Genomic DNA, 16,926 nt, shown 5'->3' on the forward strand with positions numbered 1-16,926 from the left:
AAAGTGAGGATGGCCTATGAGTGTCTGACACTCATAGGCCATCCTCACCACTTCTATTCTAAACCAATTTATCAATCGACTTTGATATCAATGGATTAGATCAGATGAGCTCCTCCATCGATAAGAACGGATGTGCCAGTTGTAAACCCATTTTTCGCTAGGTAAACATAGGTTTCAGCTATATCTTTAGGTTGAGCAATACGTCCGACAGGTAATTGCTTAGCAATCCCATGGTACATAACTTGTCTTTGATCTTCTGACATTCCGCCATAAAGAGGAGTGTCAACAATACCAGGTGATACCACGTTTACTCTGATAGGTGCCAGGTCTACTGAAAGTCCTCGTACTAATCCATCGATTGCTGAATTAATGGAAGCTAGAGTCGTTGCACCTTGAGGAGGACGCACACCATATACACCCGAAGTTAATGTAATAGAACTTTCATTATTCAAGTATGGAAGAGCAGCACGAACCGAAATATACTGCCCCCAGAACTTACTATCAAAAGCCTCTCTTACTGTTGCAACAGGCAGTTCGCTAAAGTGACCCATTGCGCCTTCACCTGCAGTCACCACTAGGTGATCAAATTTTCCAACCTTCTTGAAAAAGTCAGCAACCTTTTCCTCGCTACGAAAGTCGATTTCATAGCCCTCTACGTTACCACCAATCTTCACTTTTGCGTCAGATAATTTTGAAGCAGAACGGCTAGCAATAATGACTTGAGCAGATTCATCGAGAAACGCCTTAGCAGCGGCTAAACCAATACCAGATGTACCTCCTAAAACAACCACTCTTTTTCCTTTTAATGATGACAACGAAATACCTCCTTTATTCATATGTTTGTTTGATCAACTTGCGGATTCTGATTAAAGAATCCGTAAGTTAAAAACATTTAAGTTTTTACATCACCATTGTTATTTAGCTAAAAGTTTTAGTGATTCACGATTGAATGCTGGAATATCTTTTGGTTCTCGACTTGTTACAATATTTTTGTTAATGGCAACTTCTTCGTCTTTATAATTTACACCAGCATTTTTCAAATCGTTGCGAATGGATTTATAGCCAGTGATGTCGGCACCTTTTAAAAGGTCTGTATCGATTAACACTTGTGGTTCATGACAAATGGCAAAAACAGTTTTTTTGTCTTGGACTGCTTTTAAAATAATTGGTTGTTTACTCAAGCGCCTTTCGAAGATCCTCAATTAAATCTTCTACATCCTCTAGCCCTACCGAAATGCGAACCAAACCTTCAGTAATGCCGAGCTCTGCTCTTCGCTCCGCTGGAATGGATGCATGTGTCATGCGGGCCGGCACGGATATTAAACTTTCAACCGCACCAAGACTCTCAGCTAAAGTGAAGTAATGAATTTTACTTAATAGATGATCTGCTTTTTCCCCACTGCCCACATCAAATGACACCATTCCTCCAAAACCTCTGGCCTGTTTTTTGGCAATTTCATGGTTTGGATGGTTCTCAAGGCCAGGGTAAAATACCTTTTTGACAGAAGGATGCTGAGTCAGGAAATTTACAATAGCTGCAGTATTTTCCTCTGTCTCTTCCATTCTGATACCCAAGGTTTTGATCCCCCTCATTAATAGCCATGAATCCTGAGGTCCTAGTACACCACCTGTAGAATTTTGCACAAAGTGGAGATCCTGTGCAAGCTTCTCGGTGTTTACAACCACAAGACCTGCTACCACATCGCTATGTCCTCCAATATATTTGGTGGCACTGTGCAATACAATATCTGCACCAAGTTCAATTGGATTTTGCCAGTAAGGGGTGGAGAAAGTATTATCAACAATGGTTAACAGACCGTTTTCTTTTGCCAAACTGGAAGCTGCCTCAATATCTGTAATTTTTAAAAGCGGATTGGTTGGTGTTTCTAAATAAAGAGCTTTGGTATTTTCACGTATCTCACTGTGGATATTTTTTAGGTTGCTTGTATCTACAAAGGTAGATTCAATTCCAAATCGATTCAGCACTTTGCTCATCACCCGGAATGTTCCGCCATATACATCATCTGTCATGATGACATGATCTCCTTTATTAAACAGCATCATGACTGCTGTAATAGCAGCCATTCCCGAACCAAAAGCAAAGCCGGCAGTGCCGCCTTCAATCTCTTTTATTAATTCTTCAAGAGCCTGCCTTGTTGGATTACCGGTACGTGAATATTCAAAACCTTTATGTCCCCCTACACCTTCCTGTTTGTAGGTACTGACCTGGTAGATTGGCACTGAAACTGCACCAGTATGCGGGTCACTGCTGATCCCTCCATGAATAAGCTTTGTCTTCCTTTTCATCTTAAATCCCACCTTCATAAATATTCTTACTTAAGTATCTATCACTTCCATCTGGAAAAATAACAACAATATTCGTTTCTGTAGCCGCATGTTCAGCTTCAATAAGAGCAGCCTTAAAAGCTGCACCCGATGAACTTCCAACCAATAGTCCTTCTTTTAATGCCAGTTCACTTACAAGACTGAAGGCATCCTGATCAGAAATAGTATGGATGTAGTCAAAATAAGACGGGTCCATGAAATCAGGCAACGATTCCATTCCAATCCCTTCTGTTTTATGAGGTCCTGGCTGCCCGCCATTGATAATTGAACCCTCAGGTTCAACAATTACCGTTTTGATCTCCTTATTTTTTTCTTTTAAAAATTTAGCCGTACCCATGAAGGTCCCTCCAGATCCAGCTCCAGCAACGAATATATTCACTTTTCCATCCATCTGGTCCCAGATTTCAGGGCCAAGGGTTTTATAATACGTTTGAGGATTGGCAGGATTGGAAAATTGCTGAGGACAGAAGGAACCAGGGATTTCTTCCACCAGCTCTGCAGCTTTTTCAATAGCTCCCTTCATACCCTTTTCAGTAGGGGTGTGAACGATTTCCGCTCCTAACGCCTTCATAATTAGCTGCTTTTCTGTACTGAATTTCTCAGGAACACAAAAGATCACATTTATATCTTGGTTTAGCGCAGCAAGGGCTATACCAATCCCAGTATTTCCAGCGGTTGGTTCAATTATAGTTCCGCCTCTTTTTAACCTTCCGCTTTCAATTGCATCTCTTAGAAGCTCCTGACCTAATCGGTCTTTCACACTTCCTCCTGGATTCATAAATTCAAGCTTGGCAAAAATATGGACACCTTCCGGCAAAGAAAAGCTGTTTATTTCTACAATTGGAGTATTTCCGATTATTGAATGGATATCTTTAAATACCTTCATAAAAACACCCTTTCCGGGCTATTGATTTATTTCTTTTTATTATTTTGCCACTTCTATCATCAGAAATAACTGGAAAAGGTTTATAATTTAACACCCTCCATAATCCAGACAAAATCATTACATCGAAAAAAAGATACTAAAAAACCAGCCATCGGTTAGCTGTATAATCTATAGGTCTTTTTAGACTGTCCATTTTATAGGGCATAGTTCAACCCTAAGGCTTTTTATTTTTCTTTTATTAAATATTATTTTCCACTATTCCTTTTTTTCTAGGCTATCTTTTAATGTAGTCAAACTAGTTCCATAGGTACTAAATACTTCCTTTAAAGAATAACTGGCATCTTTTTTCATCGTTGAAGACATTTGAATCATATTGTGTAATATCAGGTGTATGTTTCTATACTGAACAATCGAAGAATATGAACTTACTCCTTCTTCTTTAGATCGATGGATCCAACAGAGTAAAACTACAGGTTCTTTTGCAGATTATTATCTCCCTCTTCAAGTGTAATACTAAAATTTACAGTTAATATCTAAAAAGAATTTCTATCATTAATTTACCCCATTAACAAGCTGCTTAATTGAATTCAACTTGGAAGAAAGTTCAATAAACCAGTCCTCATCCCCTGTTGATAATGCCAAGTCTATTAAAAATAGAATTTGTTCCTTGTTTATCACATTTGAAACGGGCAGACTCTTAACCTGATTACTTAAAATAGGAATGGTCTTACCAACGGTTTCTTGATTGTCACTTGTGATAACATTCACCTTAAATACTCCTTGAGAAATATTTAGTGATTCAATATAACCAATTATTAATTCTCCTTTCCGTGATTTACCCTTAATCCAATCACCTGTTTTTAAAACGGAGCTACTGTGTGACAACATTCCCTTCACCTTCTTGTATTAGTTTAGTATCTAAAATATAGGAAGAGTGTTTCAACTGCTGAGAAATTTTCTTCCTTTACGTTATAACCATCATATTTCAAATTTAGTTAAAACTGTAATTTATTTTATTACAATTTAATTATAAAAAAGTAGTCAATCATATTATTCTTCGAAATTTCTTACTGTTTTTCATTAATAAGATCGACTACTTCGTTCAGTGTATATTTCTTTAAATATTCACCCAAATGTTCTTCACCACCCAAGAAAATTGAAAATAGGACTCTTTGCATGTTTGCTCCTACAATACAATGTTCATTTGATTCAGGGCATTTAGGCTGAAGTGAACCTTCAGAGGTTATCTTATAAATATCCCATAGATTAACTTCAATTAGATCCAAAGCAAATTTAAATCCACCGCCAACTCCCTCTTTTGATTTTATAAAGCCATGTTTTTTCAATAAACTTAGGACTTTACGAATTCGTACTGGGTGAACACAGGCACTTTCTGAAATAGCATCGCTAGTTGCCATCCGGTCCGGCTGTAGCGCAAGAAAAATTAAACTGTGAATGGCAAGTGTAAAATCACTATTCATGTCCGGCCTCCTAAAATAGAAACAACTAATCATTTTTTACTAATTTGTGTATTTCTAGTATGTTTTTAAATACTTATCAACATACTGTAATGATAAATATTACAAATTAGATTGTCAAGTATTTGTTCTAAGCAAATTTCTTCATCATTTCACAATGGAATTATAAATTTAAATATCCCATTGCTTTTTTACTTGTTCTTCTGCTAACTGTTTAATTTTTTCCCAAGTAAGTTCTTTTTTGACAAGGACATTGGTTTGATAATTTCTATCTTTATAATTAACTGTAACGAATACTTGAATCATCTCTTTTTTCCTCCTTTCAAAAACTTAAATTATTAATTAGCCACTTTTTGTAATTGGGTGTTCAAAGAATTGCGAACCTTGCGAGGCAAAAATCTACGTATTTCCTCCTCGCTATATCCAACCTGTAATCTTTTTTCGTCCTGTATAATCGGCCGACGCAACATTTGGGGGTATTTCATTATTAAGTTATAGAATTCATTAAGCGAAAGAGATTCGACATTTATATTTAATTCCTGAAAGATTTTTGATTGGGTTGAAATAATATCGTTAGTCCCATCCTCTGTCAAGCGAAGAATAGATTTAATTTCATTGACTGTAAGAGGATCGGATATTATGTTTCTTTCAATATAGTCAATATGATGTTTCTCAAGCCAAGCTTTTGCTTTACGGCAAGAAGTACAGCTTGGTGTCAAATACAGATTTACCATACTTTTGCACACTCCTTTTAAAATATTTTGGCAAATATGCGCTTAGGTGAACCATTATTAGTTGATAAAACTTCGTTTTAATTATTATTCTGCTGAATACTTGTTCCTTCAGGGTTTAAATGAAATAAAAAAAATTACAGTTTGACATTAAATATTTGCAGTGTTTTTCCTCCCCCATTACCTACTGGCTTTACTGTAATTTTAATCATTACAGTTTATTTCGTCAACTGTAAAATAATGTATTTTAATCATAATCACTTGTTTCACGATCTCCTTATCAAGAACATCCTTTGCCTTTTCCCACTTATTGAGCTTCAGACAGGCATCGCCCAATAAACTTGAAGAGAAATAGGAATTCTGGGATATTAATGAATATCTTTTTTCTTAAATCGACCACCATGAACTGAAGCTATATCCGAAGTAATGATAAATGCTTGAGGGTCTAACTCTCTAATAATATCTTTTAGCTTTGTTTCCTCTAGTCTTGTAAAAACACATAAAATAACACGCCTATCTATGCCACAATAAGAACCCTCTCCATGTAAATAAGTTACTCCCCGACCTAATTGCTCTGTAATAGCCTCCGCAATCTCAGTATTATTATCACTTATGATATACACGGATTTCATACCTTCCAAACCTTTTTCTACAACGTCAATGGTCTTAAAGGCAATATAATAAGTAAGCATAGAAAATAAAGCATTTTCTAATCCGAACACAAAGACTGCAATTGAGAAGATAATTACATTAACAAACATGATGATCTCACCAACAGAAAATGGTGCCCTCTTCTCAATTAAAATCGCTAATGTTTCTGTACCATCTAAAACGCCACCATTTTTAATTGTCAAACCTACACCGAATCCTAATGCCAAACCTCCAAAAACAACCGCCAGCAACTTATCATGTACAATAGAGTCAACATCATGCATGAAAGAAGTAGCTATAGAAAGAGCGACTATTCCATATAACATACTAAAAGCAAAGATACGTCCAATTTGCTTATATCCCAGGAAAAAGAAAGGTAAGTTTAAAATTATTAGAAAGATACTAAGATTGATGGGTGTTATATGACTTAATATCATGGACAAGCCCGTTACGCCACCATCAATAATTTGATTTGGAATTAAGATAGCCTCTAACCCGTAAGCCATAATAAGTGAACCAATAGTAATGAAAAAAGCTCTTTTGACAATATTTTTAACTGTTAATTTTTTACGGTTTATTTTCTTTTTTTCTTCCCATGTATTCATAATAATATAGTGGGTTCATGAAGCAATGAATTTTCCTCCCTGAATATATAATAGAGATAAAATTACTAGCAATATTATAGTGTCATTATTCTCACTTTAACATTCTTCCATTCAACTGAGACGTTAGTTCCGTAAGAAAAAGACTGCCACCATTTTTAGAAGTCTCTATTTAAAGAAGCACTGACTTATAAAACATACCTACTTAAGAGTAAATTTGTATTTTATCTCTAGTTTTAACCGTATGACTAGATGGAAACCTGAGCAAATTACTCAAGATACTGATATGAGTCTCAAAATAAAATAGAATCTCAAAAGAGAAAAGCCACTTATATAAGCCCGTGGTTTTTCTCTTTTTAAGTTGTATAGAGTATACATATGTCGCTTAGATAAAATGAGGAAGGAATTGATATAAAAAATCACCCACCGAGCAAAATACCTGACGGGTAATTTTTATGAAAAATGATCTGTTAATCAAAGTGTTAAAATGGTTCGTTATCTGCTTCGCTTTATTCTCGCTAATTCTAATGTTTTGATTATAAAAACGACACGCCAGTAAGCTGTTCGCTCAATGTCCAGAACCTTTTAGCCTCCTCTTTGTCTGCTGCCCATGGACAGACGCCCGGAGAACCCGGTTTGCCGCCATCTGGTAGCGCTAGAGGCGCGATGTCAATGTTTTGACAGTATATAAGTATATACCCCCGCCTAATCCATCTAACTGGCTACTAACAGGGCTCCAAACGATTGTAGCGGCACCTCCTTGCGGTGTTTTGCATTCGTCAGTAATTCTGCGAGTGTCATTTCCCCATCGATCTTGACAGCACCAGAAGCACTGATTTTTTCGGCAGACATGTGTCTGGATAGGTCCGCCGATATAGTGCCGGGGTGCACCGAATAAGCTCTAGTATTATGCTCTTTTCCTTTTATACATTTTACTCTTTCTTGACAAGCTGAACAGACTTTTATCGGTCTGTTTTTTCTTTTTATGAACAAAGAGTTTAAAGTCAAAGCAAATTGGGGACGTTATTAGGTGAATTGGACTAAAATTACAAATGACTACATATTAATATTTATTTAGAAAAATGAGGGGGTTCAACCAATGAAGACAAAAATAGATTGGATAGGAAAAATGGCATTTTCGAGTACAACACCATCCGGGCATGAAATCAAAATGGATGCTGCCGAAGAAGTAGGAGGAACGAATAGTGGGGCAAGACCGACTGAATTACTCCTTAATGCGGTTGCGGGCTGCACGGGAATTGATATTATCTCTATTTTGACAAAAATGCGTTTGAATCCTACTAAATTCTACATAGATGTGCAAGGGCAGCGAGCAGACGACCATCCGAAAAAGTTTACAGAAATCCATATTCATTATGCATTAGAAGGAGATCTTCCTGAAGAGAAGGTCATTCGTGCCATCCAGCTTTCCATGGATAAATATTGTTCAGTATCCCATTCATTAAGCTCCTCCATCCATGCGAGTTATTCGATTAATGACGGAGAAATAAAAGGCATTTAAATGATTTGAAAAGGAAAATGACGTTCACATAGAAACCCAATCTATTCACAAAAAAAATCAAAATTATGTAAAGATGCCTTCTTGAGAATGTCATAAATCTATTTTCTTTCCCCTGCAATACATTCTCTTATATATAGTTATTTTCCTTCAACCACTACCCGGCATTCATTTAACAAATAAAAACTATACATTTATACATTAGAAAAAATATTCTTGTTTATTTAAAGAGCTTTGTCGAAAAAGCTAATCTACTTTTGGAATTGAACTTTCAAAAGTAGAGAGAAAACGCCCTGACTATTTAGAACCTAGTCAGGGTGTTTTCATTTTGGTCATACTCCCCTCGAAAAAACGATGTTGCCTAAGTCAGTAGCTCTTTTGACAACGCAATTAGAAGTTAACACAGATAGCACTTCACATGACGAGCAGTTTACTCAAAGTATAGATACATATTTAAATTAAAGATTTTGTAAATGAATTTGTATACTGAACAGCTTGATGTAAGCTAGAAAAACTTTTAACTTCCTCAATCTTTATTCCTAAGTTCACCATGGTTTGAGCGATTTCCGGACGTATTCCACTGATGACAGCTTCAATTCCTATTAACTGTAGCCCAGCGATTACCTTAAACAGTTGATCTGCTACCATCGTGTCGATAATAGGAACTGCTGATAAATCAATAATAAGCCATTTTAATTTATATTGGCTTCCTTTCTCTAAGGCACTCTCCATCAAATATTGTGCCCGTTTGGTATCTAAGTCACCTACTAAAGGAAGGATGCCTATTTCTTCTGTCATACGAACAACGGGAACAGATAATTCATCAATGGCATATTGAGCATAATTTATTTTTTCACCGTAATCTTTTACATACGATTTACTTACAAATTGAATGGCGTTATCTACAATCAAATTAAAGTGAGAAATAATTTGATAAAAAGCATCGAGGGAGAAATCATTATTCTTGGCTTCTTCTTTTATTATTTCTCCGATAACGTCTCGATAATAGCTAATCTCCTCTAAAGCTAGGTTTAATGGTAGTCCATGATTGACTAATAAATTAGTCATATTGTTTCCCCGTTGTGCCATGACTTCATTTGCTGCCTCTTTTTCCATCAAAAGAGAATCGGCATAAGTGGTAAGAAGGTCCAAGCGAAAAGTAGTCAACTCTGTATAGATATTATGAGACGTTGCAAGATCTAGTCTTTTATTTTCAGCTAATTTTTCTTTTCGTTGTAAAATGGTTTCTTTAATTGCATGTAATTTTTCTTGTTGTATATACTGCAAAGTGTCCCTCCTTTTATCTTAAAAAACAAATAGCCCTCTAATAGATGAGGATTAGAGGACTAAGCATATTGAAAAGTGTATTGATAATGATGAAATGTTAAGTTACTTATATTCTTTATTTAGTTGTATAGTGCCCCTAAATCATAACATATCTGTATGACAGGACTATTTCAAACAAGTTACAACATATGTATAAAATTGACCTTTTTTTACATTGTGGTTGTGTTTACATTCAGGAAAATCGCCTTCCTGGAAGCCGTTTTATGTTAACTATAAACGTATCCTTCTATGAACCTTACAAAGAGCACATATGTTGTTCTAAACATGTGCTCTTTTAGGAAAGATTTCTTAATTTATTATTTGGCAAGTTCTTTGACGGGTAACCCTAACATGTCCGTATTTTTAGGCGTATGCCCAAGTAGACGTAACATAGCTACAATTTGTCCTTTATGATGTGATTCGTGAGTAATTGAATGGACAAGTAATTGACGAGGTGTTTTGCTTATAAGACCACTGTTTGCTCTCCAAGCAAGCTCTTTTTCGATAGGCTTATCAAATTTATCTGTGAATTGCTCCAATATTTTTTTTACGTATCTATCAGCTTGTTCGAAATAACGTTGAATATCGTCTACCTGCATATTATTAATTCTTTCTTTTGTAAGTAGTGGTAATGAGGTTTCTGAAAGAACAAAAGAACCTAGCCAAGCGTGATAGCAACCTGCCACATGAACTAAAGAGTCTCTAATACTTTTAAACCCAAATTCAAACTCTTTCGTAAAGTCATCTTTATTTAGCTCTTTACACTGATCTAGTAAAATCTGTCTTGTTTGTTTTACCCATTCATACTCTAACTTTTCCATAGCAATCCCACCTCTTAGACATATATAAAATTATCCTTTACTATACACCAATTGGAAATATTATCAATACCTTTGCTGACGAGAATGCTGATTATGCTAATTGAATCTGTATATTGTATTCATCTCAAGCTTCTTTTTTAAGAATAAAATAGTAAAAAACAGAAATTCCCAAACTGACCAATATAATAGGTAGCACAATCATTGGATGTTCACCTTCTTTTTCATAAGGCCTGTTTGGATAGACGTTTCAGCTGTTACTGGAGAGTCAAAAAATACTCTTTTTAATTTTTTATATTCAAAGAAAAGTAAAGCTATACTCATAAAGGTTAACAATGTGGTAACAGAACGAGCTGGTATCTCAAAACAAAAATCCAGAATAGTAATATTTACTGTGATAGGTAAATAAATAATGTTTCCTAAAGTTGCTGTCTTTGGAATTACTAATAATAAGGCTGCTGTTATTTCTCCAAAAGCAATAAAAAGATTATAGGTATCCGAATATCCAAAGAAGTGCCAAGCCAATTGCATTGCTGAGTCTTTTGTCGAGTCATATATAAAGTCGCCAGTAGAAAACTGGCCTGGATAGATTTTGGCAATGCCGTAAATCAAGAAAGTTAATGCTAAAGACCATCTAAAGGTAGTGATAATTGTCATTCTAAGCTTTTTTAGAAATGTACTTCTATTCATTGATTTTCCCACTTTCTATTTTCGTTTTAATAAACCTATTTTGTATTTCTTTGCTAGGGACGAGACAACTCTCTTTTTTCCCAAAAAACCGATATCGATTCTTTGCAATAAAACGATACGCTCTATCTCGGATTTTTTTAGGTATTATCCAAAAGAGAATGAAAAACCTTATAGGTCCGGTAAGCTTATTTATGATACGTAAGATTGCTGTAGATTCCGTATATATTTGACCTTTATCCATTAAGATAATGGAATTCAATTGCGTATTATTCGGATTGTGATTTATTATCAATGAACGTGCTAAATCTGATTGAAGAGACAAAAATTTAAATATGCCTTCGGGATCTCTTTTTATCACAAATTGGACCCAATGATTACATACGTTACATATACCATCAAACATAATAATAGGTTGGTTGCCTTTTTTTACCTTCAATATATTTCATCCCTTTAGTTAATTGTAAATATTTTCTACAACTAATTATAATACGAGATTTAATAAAGCTCACCTAACAATAATGTAAGATGGGCTTACAATTTTGTTAGATGAGCTTCATTTTTTTGTTAAGATTGCCTAGAACGCGTTTTATGTAAAGTGATTTTTAATGTCATATACAACCTAAAAACAGAAAAAAAGACTGCCCTTTTGACTAGGACGATGCAGTCTTTTTTTAGAATTTAGATAAATTGCGTTGCGGTCACTAAAAATATATTATTCCCTTCTCAAATGCCCATCTCTTGTATTAATCTCTTAAATGTATCATAAGCAGGTTTTGGCGAATAATCATCCCTCATAATTCCAAATTGATGAAAGAGATCTTCTTTAGAACTATCCGCATCCCGAAGTCCAAAAAGCTCATAATGTGAGATATTCAGTTCTAGGTGTAATTTATAAATCGTTCGAATAACCGTCTCGAGAACTTTCGCCTGATGCTCGTAAGATCTTTTTATATTGGAAACAGGATTTATTCCTGTAGGCCATCCATTTTCGGTAACCCGTATAGGGATTGAAGGAGGGATACCTACTGTTTCAAGATTTTTTCTTAAATTACGAAGCGTGTGCTCTACAGCGTCAGGTATTTCTTTTAAATCGAGTGGTTGTTCATCGAACACATCCACATAAAAATTATGCCCAACAAAATCAATAGAATCTATAAATGTATCCCCTCCAATCTTAGCGAGGTTTTTCCAAAAATGTGGAACTGCCGCCGGGCTTTCTGGCACCGAACCGAATCCAACCTTAATTGGTAGGTTGTGCTTTCGGATTTCTTTTTTTGCTGCAATTACCCCTTTTACAAGAGCATGCAGTATATATGGCTTCGAACCTTCCATAAACGACAAATTGGGTTCGTTTGTAATTTGAAGAGAAACCAAGTTAGATCCGTACCGTTTAATGACTTTTCGAATAAAATCAAGCCAATTATTAAATTCGATGTCTGAATCCTGCTGGGACGTCCAATCTCCACATCCCATAGTCAAGTCCCCTATTAAGCCATTATCCAGATATTGATCCGCAAGTGTTAACATTTTTGATTCCCATTCCTTTGTATAAATGAGATAGTTTCTCGGAAATAGCTTTTTGGAATCACCTTTAAGGTCCTGAATTGCCATTTGAATTTTTTCATAGTTATCCTTTGGACCCACAGCCAGACCAAAAGGAGTTCCTGCTACGCTTAATGGATAAATCCCAAAGGTTAATTGAGATGGAATCATATTATTCACCTCTCCTTTTTCATACTTTTAATAAGCCGAAAAAAATTATTCAGCCAATAATATATAATTGGAATTGCACTATTTATGTGCAACTTACATACGTTTTGTCTTTTCAACTTATTAGATTAACATTACTGTTACTATCATTATTAAAGATATAATGTCACCAGTAATTAGACATTATATCTCTTAAGGATTAAGCTCTTTTTCAATCCTCCATCTTTTTTAATAATACGTTAACTTTATGAAGAGAGAAGGCTAAATCTATTTTCTCTTCATCACTTAATTTAGTTAAATTTTTGGTGAATTTTTGATAAATATCAGTCCATTTTTTATTCTCAATTTCTTTACCTTTTGGAGTTAATGAAACCAAAACTGCACGTTTATCCTTGGTATCGGGAATTTTAACTAAATAACCCGTAGTTTCTAAATCTCTAATGATATTTGTGAGTTGTTGTTTAGCTATATTTAAACCAATACTAATATCTTTGATATTTAATGGTCTTTGTTGCATGTACATAAATTCGATTACATGATTCTGTATATGTGTTAACTCCACCGAATCTTTATTTAACTCACTAAAACTACTAAATACATTTGGTATCAAAGTAATGTATTCTTTAGCGATCTTTTCATTCATTACTATCACCACCCTATAAATAGTAAATATTTTATTACTAAAATAAATAAAAGTCAATGTTATATTTATATCTAAGTAAAATATAATTTACTATTTTAATGTATCTCAAAGGAAATCCTTTAGTTACTTTCATTATTCTTTTTGTGACAATTTTAATTATGTAAATAAAGTACACTTATAAAAAAGAATCCTTTGCTTTAACAGCAAAGGATTTTCAAATTTATTGGAATAGGGGGAATACGTTATTAGTTTGGCCAGATTTGTAGATTCATATACATATATCGTTAAAAATAAATGTTGTAAATGATTTTTGAGAAAGTGACCTTATCTATGTTTTAGAATTCGATAAGTAAATGCTAACGTATTTTATTTATTATTAAAGTTATATTATTTACACTAAATGACGACAAATAAGTAGTTTTTCTAAAGTGTGTATAAATGATAACACTATTTTTTATAAATTATTATATCATTTACTCTTATAAATAATATAATAATGAATTTTATCTATATTTAAAAATAAAAATTATTAATAATTTATTTAATAAGTTATTTTAAAGATATCTCACGTTTATTATTTTTAGTTTGATGTTCGTTATGATGAGAATGCATTCCTTAATGTATACAAGTAGAATTTATCTTTAACTCTTTTGTTCAATAATTCCTTTACAATTTAATTTCCTAAATATTTGAGACGAATTAACTAAAAAGGTTAAATTATCCACAACTATCTTATATACTAATAATGAACCAATACACAATAAGAAGGAGGAGGAAGAAATCCTATGATAGGCATAAAAAAAGTTGCTTGTACTCATTATGGAATAAGAATGGACGTTTTTAAACCTGAGGAAATAATTAGCTCGAACCATATGCAGTCTAGAGGATACCTCACTTGTCCTTATTGTGGCGATATCGAAATAACTCATGAATGCCAAGAAGGAAAATCAAGGTTTGTGGTTGCTGCTAATAGAGTTCATACTCATGATAGCCTCTCTAAAGAATCATAAAAAATTAGTCGCTCTAAAAAGATCCATCCTTTTAGAGCAAATAATTCTACTTACACAAAAGTCTTTTCAAAATGACATACTTTATAGAAGAAACTCTTCAAAAAAGTAGCCTTTGCTCAACGGGAGCAAAGGCTTATTAGAATTTAGGCGGTTGGGAAATATGATATTAGTTTGAGCTAAATTAAAAATTCATCTTCCTTTTACCTAACCTTATGAAGTGACAAGTGTGTAGAAGCTATGATATGTTAGCATCTCTACATATGATCTAAAATAAGAGGATGAGGTGTTTGAATATGAATAAAACTGAACTAGTAGATGCAGTTGCAACACAAGCAGAACTATCAAAGCAAGATGCTAAAAAATCTGTGGAAGCGTTGTTTGAAACGATTTCTAACACACTTGCGAAAGAAGAAAAAATTCAATTGATTGGATTTGGAACATTTGAAGTACGTGAACGTGCAGCCCGTACAGGTCGTAACCCTCAAACAGGTGAGGAAATGACCATTCCGGCTTCAAAGGTTCCTGCTTTTAAACCGGGAAAAGAATTAAAAGCAGCTGTTAAATAAATTCACCTTATAAGCAAGCCCCTTCTAGAGCTAGACTTCTAAAGGGGGCTATTTTTCATGGTAAAAAACTTCTGAATACCTATACCTACATATTATCTAATCAAGGTTTCTATTTTCTTGAGTCGTCGTCTTAGAGTTAGAGGTAGGTTCTTTGCCAAGTCTAGGCTTCCAATTTCCTAACTTATTTTTTAAGTAATCCTTTAAAAAATCACGTTTCTTTTTTCGTCTTTTATCCCTGTTTTTCATAAAAACTCACCACCTTTAGGTTCCTGTTACTTAATAGATGCAATTTATCCTTATTATAAATATGGTGAAAAACCCACTCTTTATGCTGAATTATAAGTAGGACATCTTACTACTAGAAAGTACACTTTTTTCGGACAGATAACTCATTAATGTCTGCAATTTTTGTATTTTATTGTGATTTTTTGATATGTTTTGTAGAAACCGTTTTCATTTTATCTTATATTGCTCATAATATCTTTTGTTGGCTCTATCTTTTTATTATGGACCTACTAAATTTCCTAGAGACTGAAAAATTTCGATGAGGTGAGAAGAAACTATGTCAATGATAGTTCATCCAGTAGGTCAAAAAGAAGACTTACTAAAGTGTATTGTGAAAAAAAGAAAAGAATTAATTGATCTAGGTAGTAATTATGGATTTTTAGATAAAAGAACAATTAAGTGTAGTCAAGATTTAGACAAGCTTATAAATTTATATATGAAATCTTATTCTGGTTCAACTAACATGTTTTTAGATAACGGAAGAGATCTACCTAGAATTAGACCCTCTTATGGTAATTATAAAGGTAGTGATTTCAAATATGAGGTAAAAGCCGTTGAGTTTGCAAGAAGTAATATTCGTATCTGTTCTGCCCAATTGATTGCTAATTCAAATCTAGCAACATTTGGAGTATGCACTGCTTTAGTTCTAGTTGGTAATGGAACTAAAGCAGGTTCTGTTGCCCTTCAAAATTTACGACGGTTAACAACTCATTCGTGAAAATTTATCTTTTTTAACGATTTAAACTTAATTTATAAGTACTTAAAAAACATCAGATTAGAAAAAACTGATGTTTTTGGCACTTTAAGTTCAGAAAGTGATACTAATTTAACTTTTCCTAATGAATCTTGTTCCTTAATTTCAAAAGTACCATTGTTATATAACCACAAAACAGTATAATTTTTTTCTTGAAATATAACATTACAACCAATCTTCAATAATTATCCTTCAAGCCCAAGTTTTTCTAAATAATCCTTTAAGGATACTAATTTATCAGTGTCCTTTTTTATTTTGAGAAAACAGGGAATCTTTTAAGACTCGTCGTATTAATGATAAAGAGGTGGTTGAATTGAAACAATTAATTATTAATAATGTTGAATTTAACGTTGAAAATTTTGAAGAAAAAACAATTACACATTCCACCACAGGTGAGCAGCTAAAAAAGATTGGTTTTGCATTTTCGGTTATAGGAAAAAAAGATTATAACTTATATGACTTCTTTTTCGAGAGCCCCCATTTTGAACTTACTATTGTTGATACAAATGAGAAACTTAAAATGAAAAATATTTCACACAGTACTTTCTATCAAGCAGCAGAGATATCAGATAACACAAAGGTCGTATTTAGAATTAAGTTACAGCAAGAACCCGCCCAAGAAAAAGAATTTACAAAAGATCAGAAGTTGATGGTAAATGCCGTAAATGAGGTTGTTTTATCTAGAGTAAGATTTAACGCGTTAGAAGAAGTACTAGAAGAGAAAGGATTAATCAAAGGTGATGAATTATTTAATAAGATTGAAAAAGTAGCTAAAAGAGACTTTGATATGTTAAAGAAAGAATTACTGGATGGTAAAGAAGAAATAAACACGTAAAAGCACCCCTATTTTATCAAGGTGCTTACTTATTTTTCTATAAAAAGCCTTTTCATATATTATTTCTGATAATACT

20 protein-coding genes and 1 pseudogene are annotated in these 16,926 nt (G+C 33.7%); 5 read left to right on the plus strand and 16 right to left on the minus strand.

Going from position 1 to position 16,926, the window contains the following annotated elements; translation table 11 throughout:
* Window positions 1–95 precede the first annotated feature (95 nt).
* From POF52_RS27480 to POF52_RS27520, 9 genes and pseudogenes are all read right to left on the minus strand, one after another.
* Entirely contained in the window at window positions 96–815 is a 720-nt protein-coding gene (locus POF52_RS27480) for an SDR family oxidoreductase (protein WP_255323411.1), read from the minus strand.
* 99 nt (window positions 816–914) lie between these two features.
* Window positions 915–1,151 (minus strand): annotated as a pseudogene (locus tag POF52_RS27485) (DJ-1/PfpI family protein); the annotation flags it as partial.
* Between the two features lie 22 nt (window positions 1,152–1,173).
* On the minus strand, window positions 1,174–2,307 hold the full coding sequence (locus POF52_RS27490; protein ID WP_176584515.1) for a bifunctional cystathionine gamma-lyase/homocysteine desulfhydrase: 1,134 nt from the start codon (window positions 2,305–2,307) through the stop codon (window positions 1,174–1,176).
* Window position 2,308: 1 nt separating this feature from the next.
* On the minus strand, window positions 2,309–3,232 hold the full coding sequence (locus tag POF52_RS27495) for a PLP-dependent cysteine synthase family protein (protein WP_176584514.1): 924 nt from the start codon (window positions 3,230–3,232) through the stop codon (window positions 2,309–2,311).
* 552 nt (window positions 3,233–3,784) lie between these two features.
* On the minus strand, window positions 3,785–4,120 hold the full coding sequence (locus POF52_RS27500) for an IDEAL domain-containing protein (RefSeq protein ID WP_057234487.1): 336 nt from the start codon (window positions 4,118–4,120) through the stop codon (window positions 3,785–3,787).
* 179 nt (window positions 4,121–4,299) lie between these two features.
* A complete protein-coding gene (locus tag POF52_RS27505) occupies window positions 4,300–4,713 on the minus strand; it encodes an RrF2 family transcriptional regulator (protein ID WP_271996834.1) in 414 nt (137 codons plus the stop codon).
* A gap of 168 nt (window positions 4,714–4,881) precedes the next feature.
* Window positions 4,882–5,016 (minus strand): BA3454 family stress response protein, encoded by a 135-nt coding sequence (locus POF52_RS27510; protein ID WP_098548470.1) that lies wholly within the window; start codon window positions 5,014–5,016, stop codon window positions 4,882–4,884.
* Between the two features lie 32 nt (window positions 5,017–5,048).
* Window positions 5,049–5,444, minus strand: a complete 396-nt coding sequence (gene spxA, locus POF52_RS27515; RefSeq protein WP_057234483.1) for a transcriptional regulator SpxA — start codon at window positions 5,442–5,444, stop codon at window positions 5,049–5,051.
* Window positions 5,445–5,809: 365 nt separating this feature from the next.
* Window positions 5,810–6,697 (minus strand): YitT family protein, encoded by an 888-nt coding sequence (locus POF52_RS27520; RefSeq protein WP_016766672.1) that lies wholly within the window; start codon window positions 6,695–6,697, stop codon window positions 5,810–5,812.
* A gap of 1,096 nt (window positions 6,698–7,793) precedes the next feature.
* Between POF52_RS27520 and POF52_RS27525 the strand changes: the two genes are divergently transcribed.
* Window positions 7,794–8,216: an OsmC family protein gene (locus tag POF52_RS27525; RefSeq protein ID WP_016766673.1), complete on the plus strand. Its 423-nt coding sequence runs from the start codon at window positions 7,794–7,796 to the stop codon at window positions 8,214–8,216.
* 450 nt (window positions 8,217–8,666) lie between these two features.
* Here POF52_RS27525 and POF52_RS27530 read toward each other — a convergent pair whose 3' ends face one another.
* The 6 genes from POF52_RS27530 to POF52_RS27555 form a co-directional block, all read right to left on the minus strand.
* On the minus strand, window positions 8,667–9,500 hold the full coding sequence (locus POF52_RS27530) for an STAS domain-containing protein (protein WP_271996841.1): 834 nt from the start codon (window positions 9,498–9,500) through the stop codon (window positions 8,667–8,669).
* Between the two features lie 356 nt (window positions 9,501–9,856).
* Window positions 9,857–10,360 carry a DinB family protein gene (locus tag POF52_RS27535; RefSeq protein WP_271996844.1) on the minus strand — a complete coding sequence of 168 codons (504 nt, stop codon included), beginning with the start codon at window positions 10,358–10,360 and terminating at the stop codon, window positions 9,857–9,859.
* 198 nt (window positions 10,361–10,558) lie between these two features.
* Window positions 10,559–11,047 (minus strand): hypothetical protein, encoded by a 489-nt coding sequence (locus tag POF52_RS27540; protein WP_271996846.1) that lies wholly within the window; start codon window positions 11,045–11,047, stop codon window positions 10,559–10,561.
* Window positions 11,040–11,450 carry a thiol-disulfide oxidoreductase DCC family protein gene (locus POF52_RS27545; protein WP_271996865.1) on the minus strand — a complete coding sequence of 137 codons (411 nt, stop codon included), beginning with the start codon at window positions 11,448–11,450 and terminating at the stop codon, window positions 11,040–11,042. Before POF52_RS27545 ends, POF52_RS27540 begins: the two co-directional genes overlap by 8 nt.
* Window positions 11,451–11,770: 320 nt before the next feature.
* Window positions 11,771–12,760, minus strand: coding sequence for a hypothetical protein (locus POF52_RS27550; RefSeq protein ID WP_271996848.1), 990 nt, complete (start codon window positions 12,758–12,760; stop codon window positions 11,771–11,773).
* Between the two features lie 208 nt (window positions 12,761–12,968).
* Complete coding sequence (locus POF52_RS27555) at window positions 12,969–13,400, minus strand: MarR family winged helix-turn-helix transcriptional regulator (RefSeq protein ID WP_029714893.1); 432 nt, start codon at window positions 13,398–13,400, stop codon at window positions 12,969–12,971.
* 785 nt (window positions 13,401–14,185) lie between these two features.
* Here POF52_RS27555 and POF52_RS27560 point away from each other — a divergent pair.
* Window positions 14,186–14,410: a hypothetical protein gene (locus POF52_RS27560; protein WP_271996853.1), complete on the plus strand. Its 225-nt coding sequence runs from the start codon at window positions 14,186–14,188 to the stop codon at window positions 14,408–14,410.
* A gap of 293 nt (window positions 14,411–14,703) precedes the next feature.
* Window positions 14,704–14,976 carry an HU family DNA-binding protein gene (locus POF52_RS27565; RefSeq protein ID WP_271996856.1) on the plus strand — a complete coding sequence of 91 codons (273 nt, stop codon included), beginning with the start codon at window positions 14,704–14,706 and terminating at the stop codon, window positions 14,974–14,976.
* A 96-nt stretch (window positions 14,977–15,072) separates the two neighbouring features.
* On the opposite strand, the gene POF52_RS27570 is transcribed toward POF52_RS27565, so the two are convergent.
* Window positions 15,073–15,222: a hypothetical protein gene (locus POF52_RS27570; protein WP_168797094.1), complete on the minus strand. Its 150-nt coding sequence runs from the start codon at window positions 15,220–15,222 to the stop codon at window positions 15,073–15,075.
* Between the two features lie 316 nt (window positions 15,223–15,538).
* Here POF52_RS27570 and POF52_RS27575 point away from each other — a divergent pair, with 316 nt between their 5' ends.
* Complete coding sequence (locus tag POF52_RS27575; RefSeq protein WP_271996860.1) at window positions 15,539–15,979, plus strand: aspartyl-phosphate phosphatase Spo0E family protein; 441 nt, start codon at window positions 15,539–15,541, stop codon at window positions 15,977–15,979.
* Between the two features lie 340 nt (window positions 15,980–16,319).
* Window positions 16,320–16,850 (plus strand): hypothetical protein, encoded by a 531-nt coding sequence (locus POF52_RS27580; RefSeq protein WP_271996862.1) that lies wholly within the window; start codon window positions 16,320–16,322, stop codon window positions 16,848–16,850.
* Window positions 16,851–16,926 lie beyond the last annotated feature (76 nt).

This window comes from Priestia sp. AB, assembly GCF_028369225.1.
Lineage (GTDB): Bacteria > Bacillota > Bacilli > Bacillales > Bacillaceae_H > Priestia > Priestia megaterium.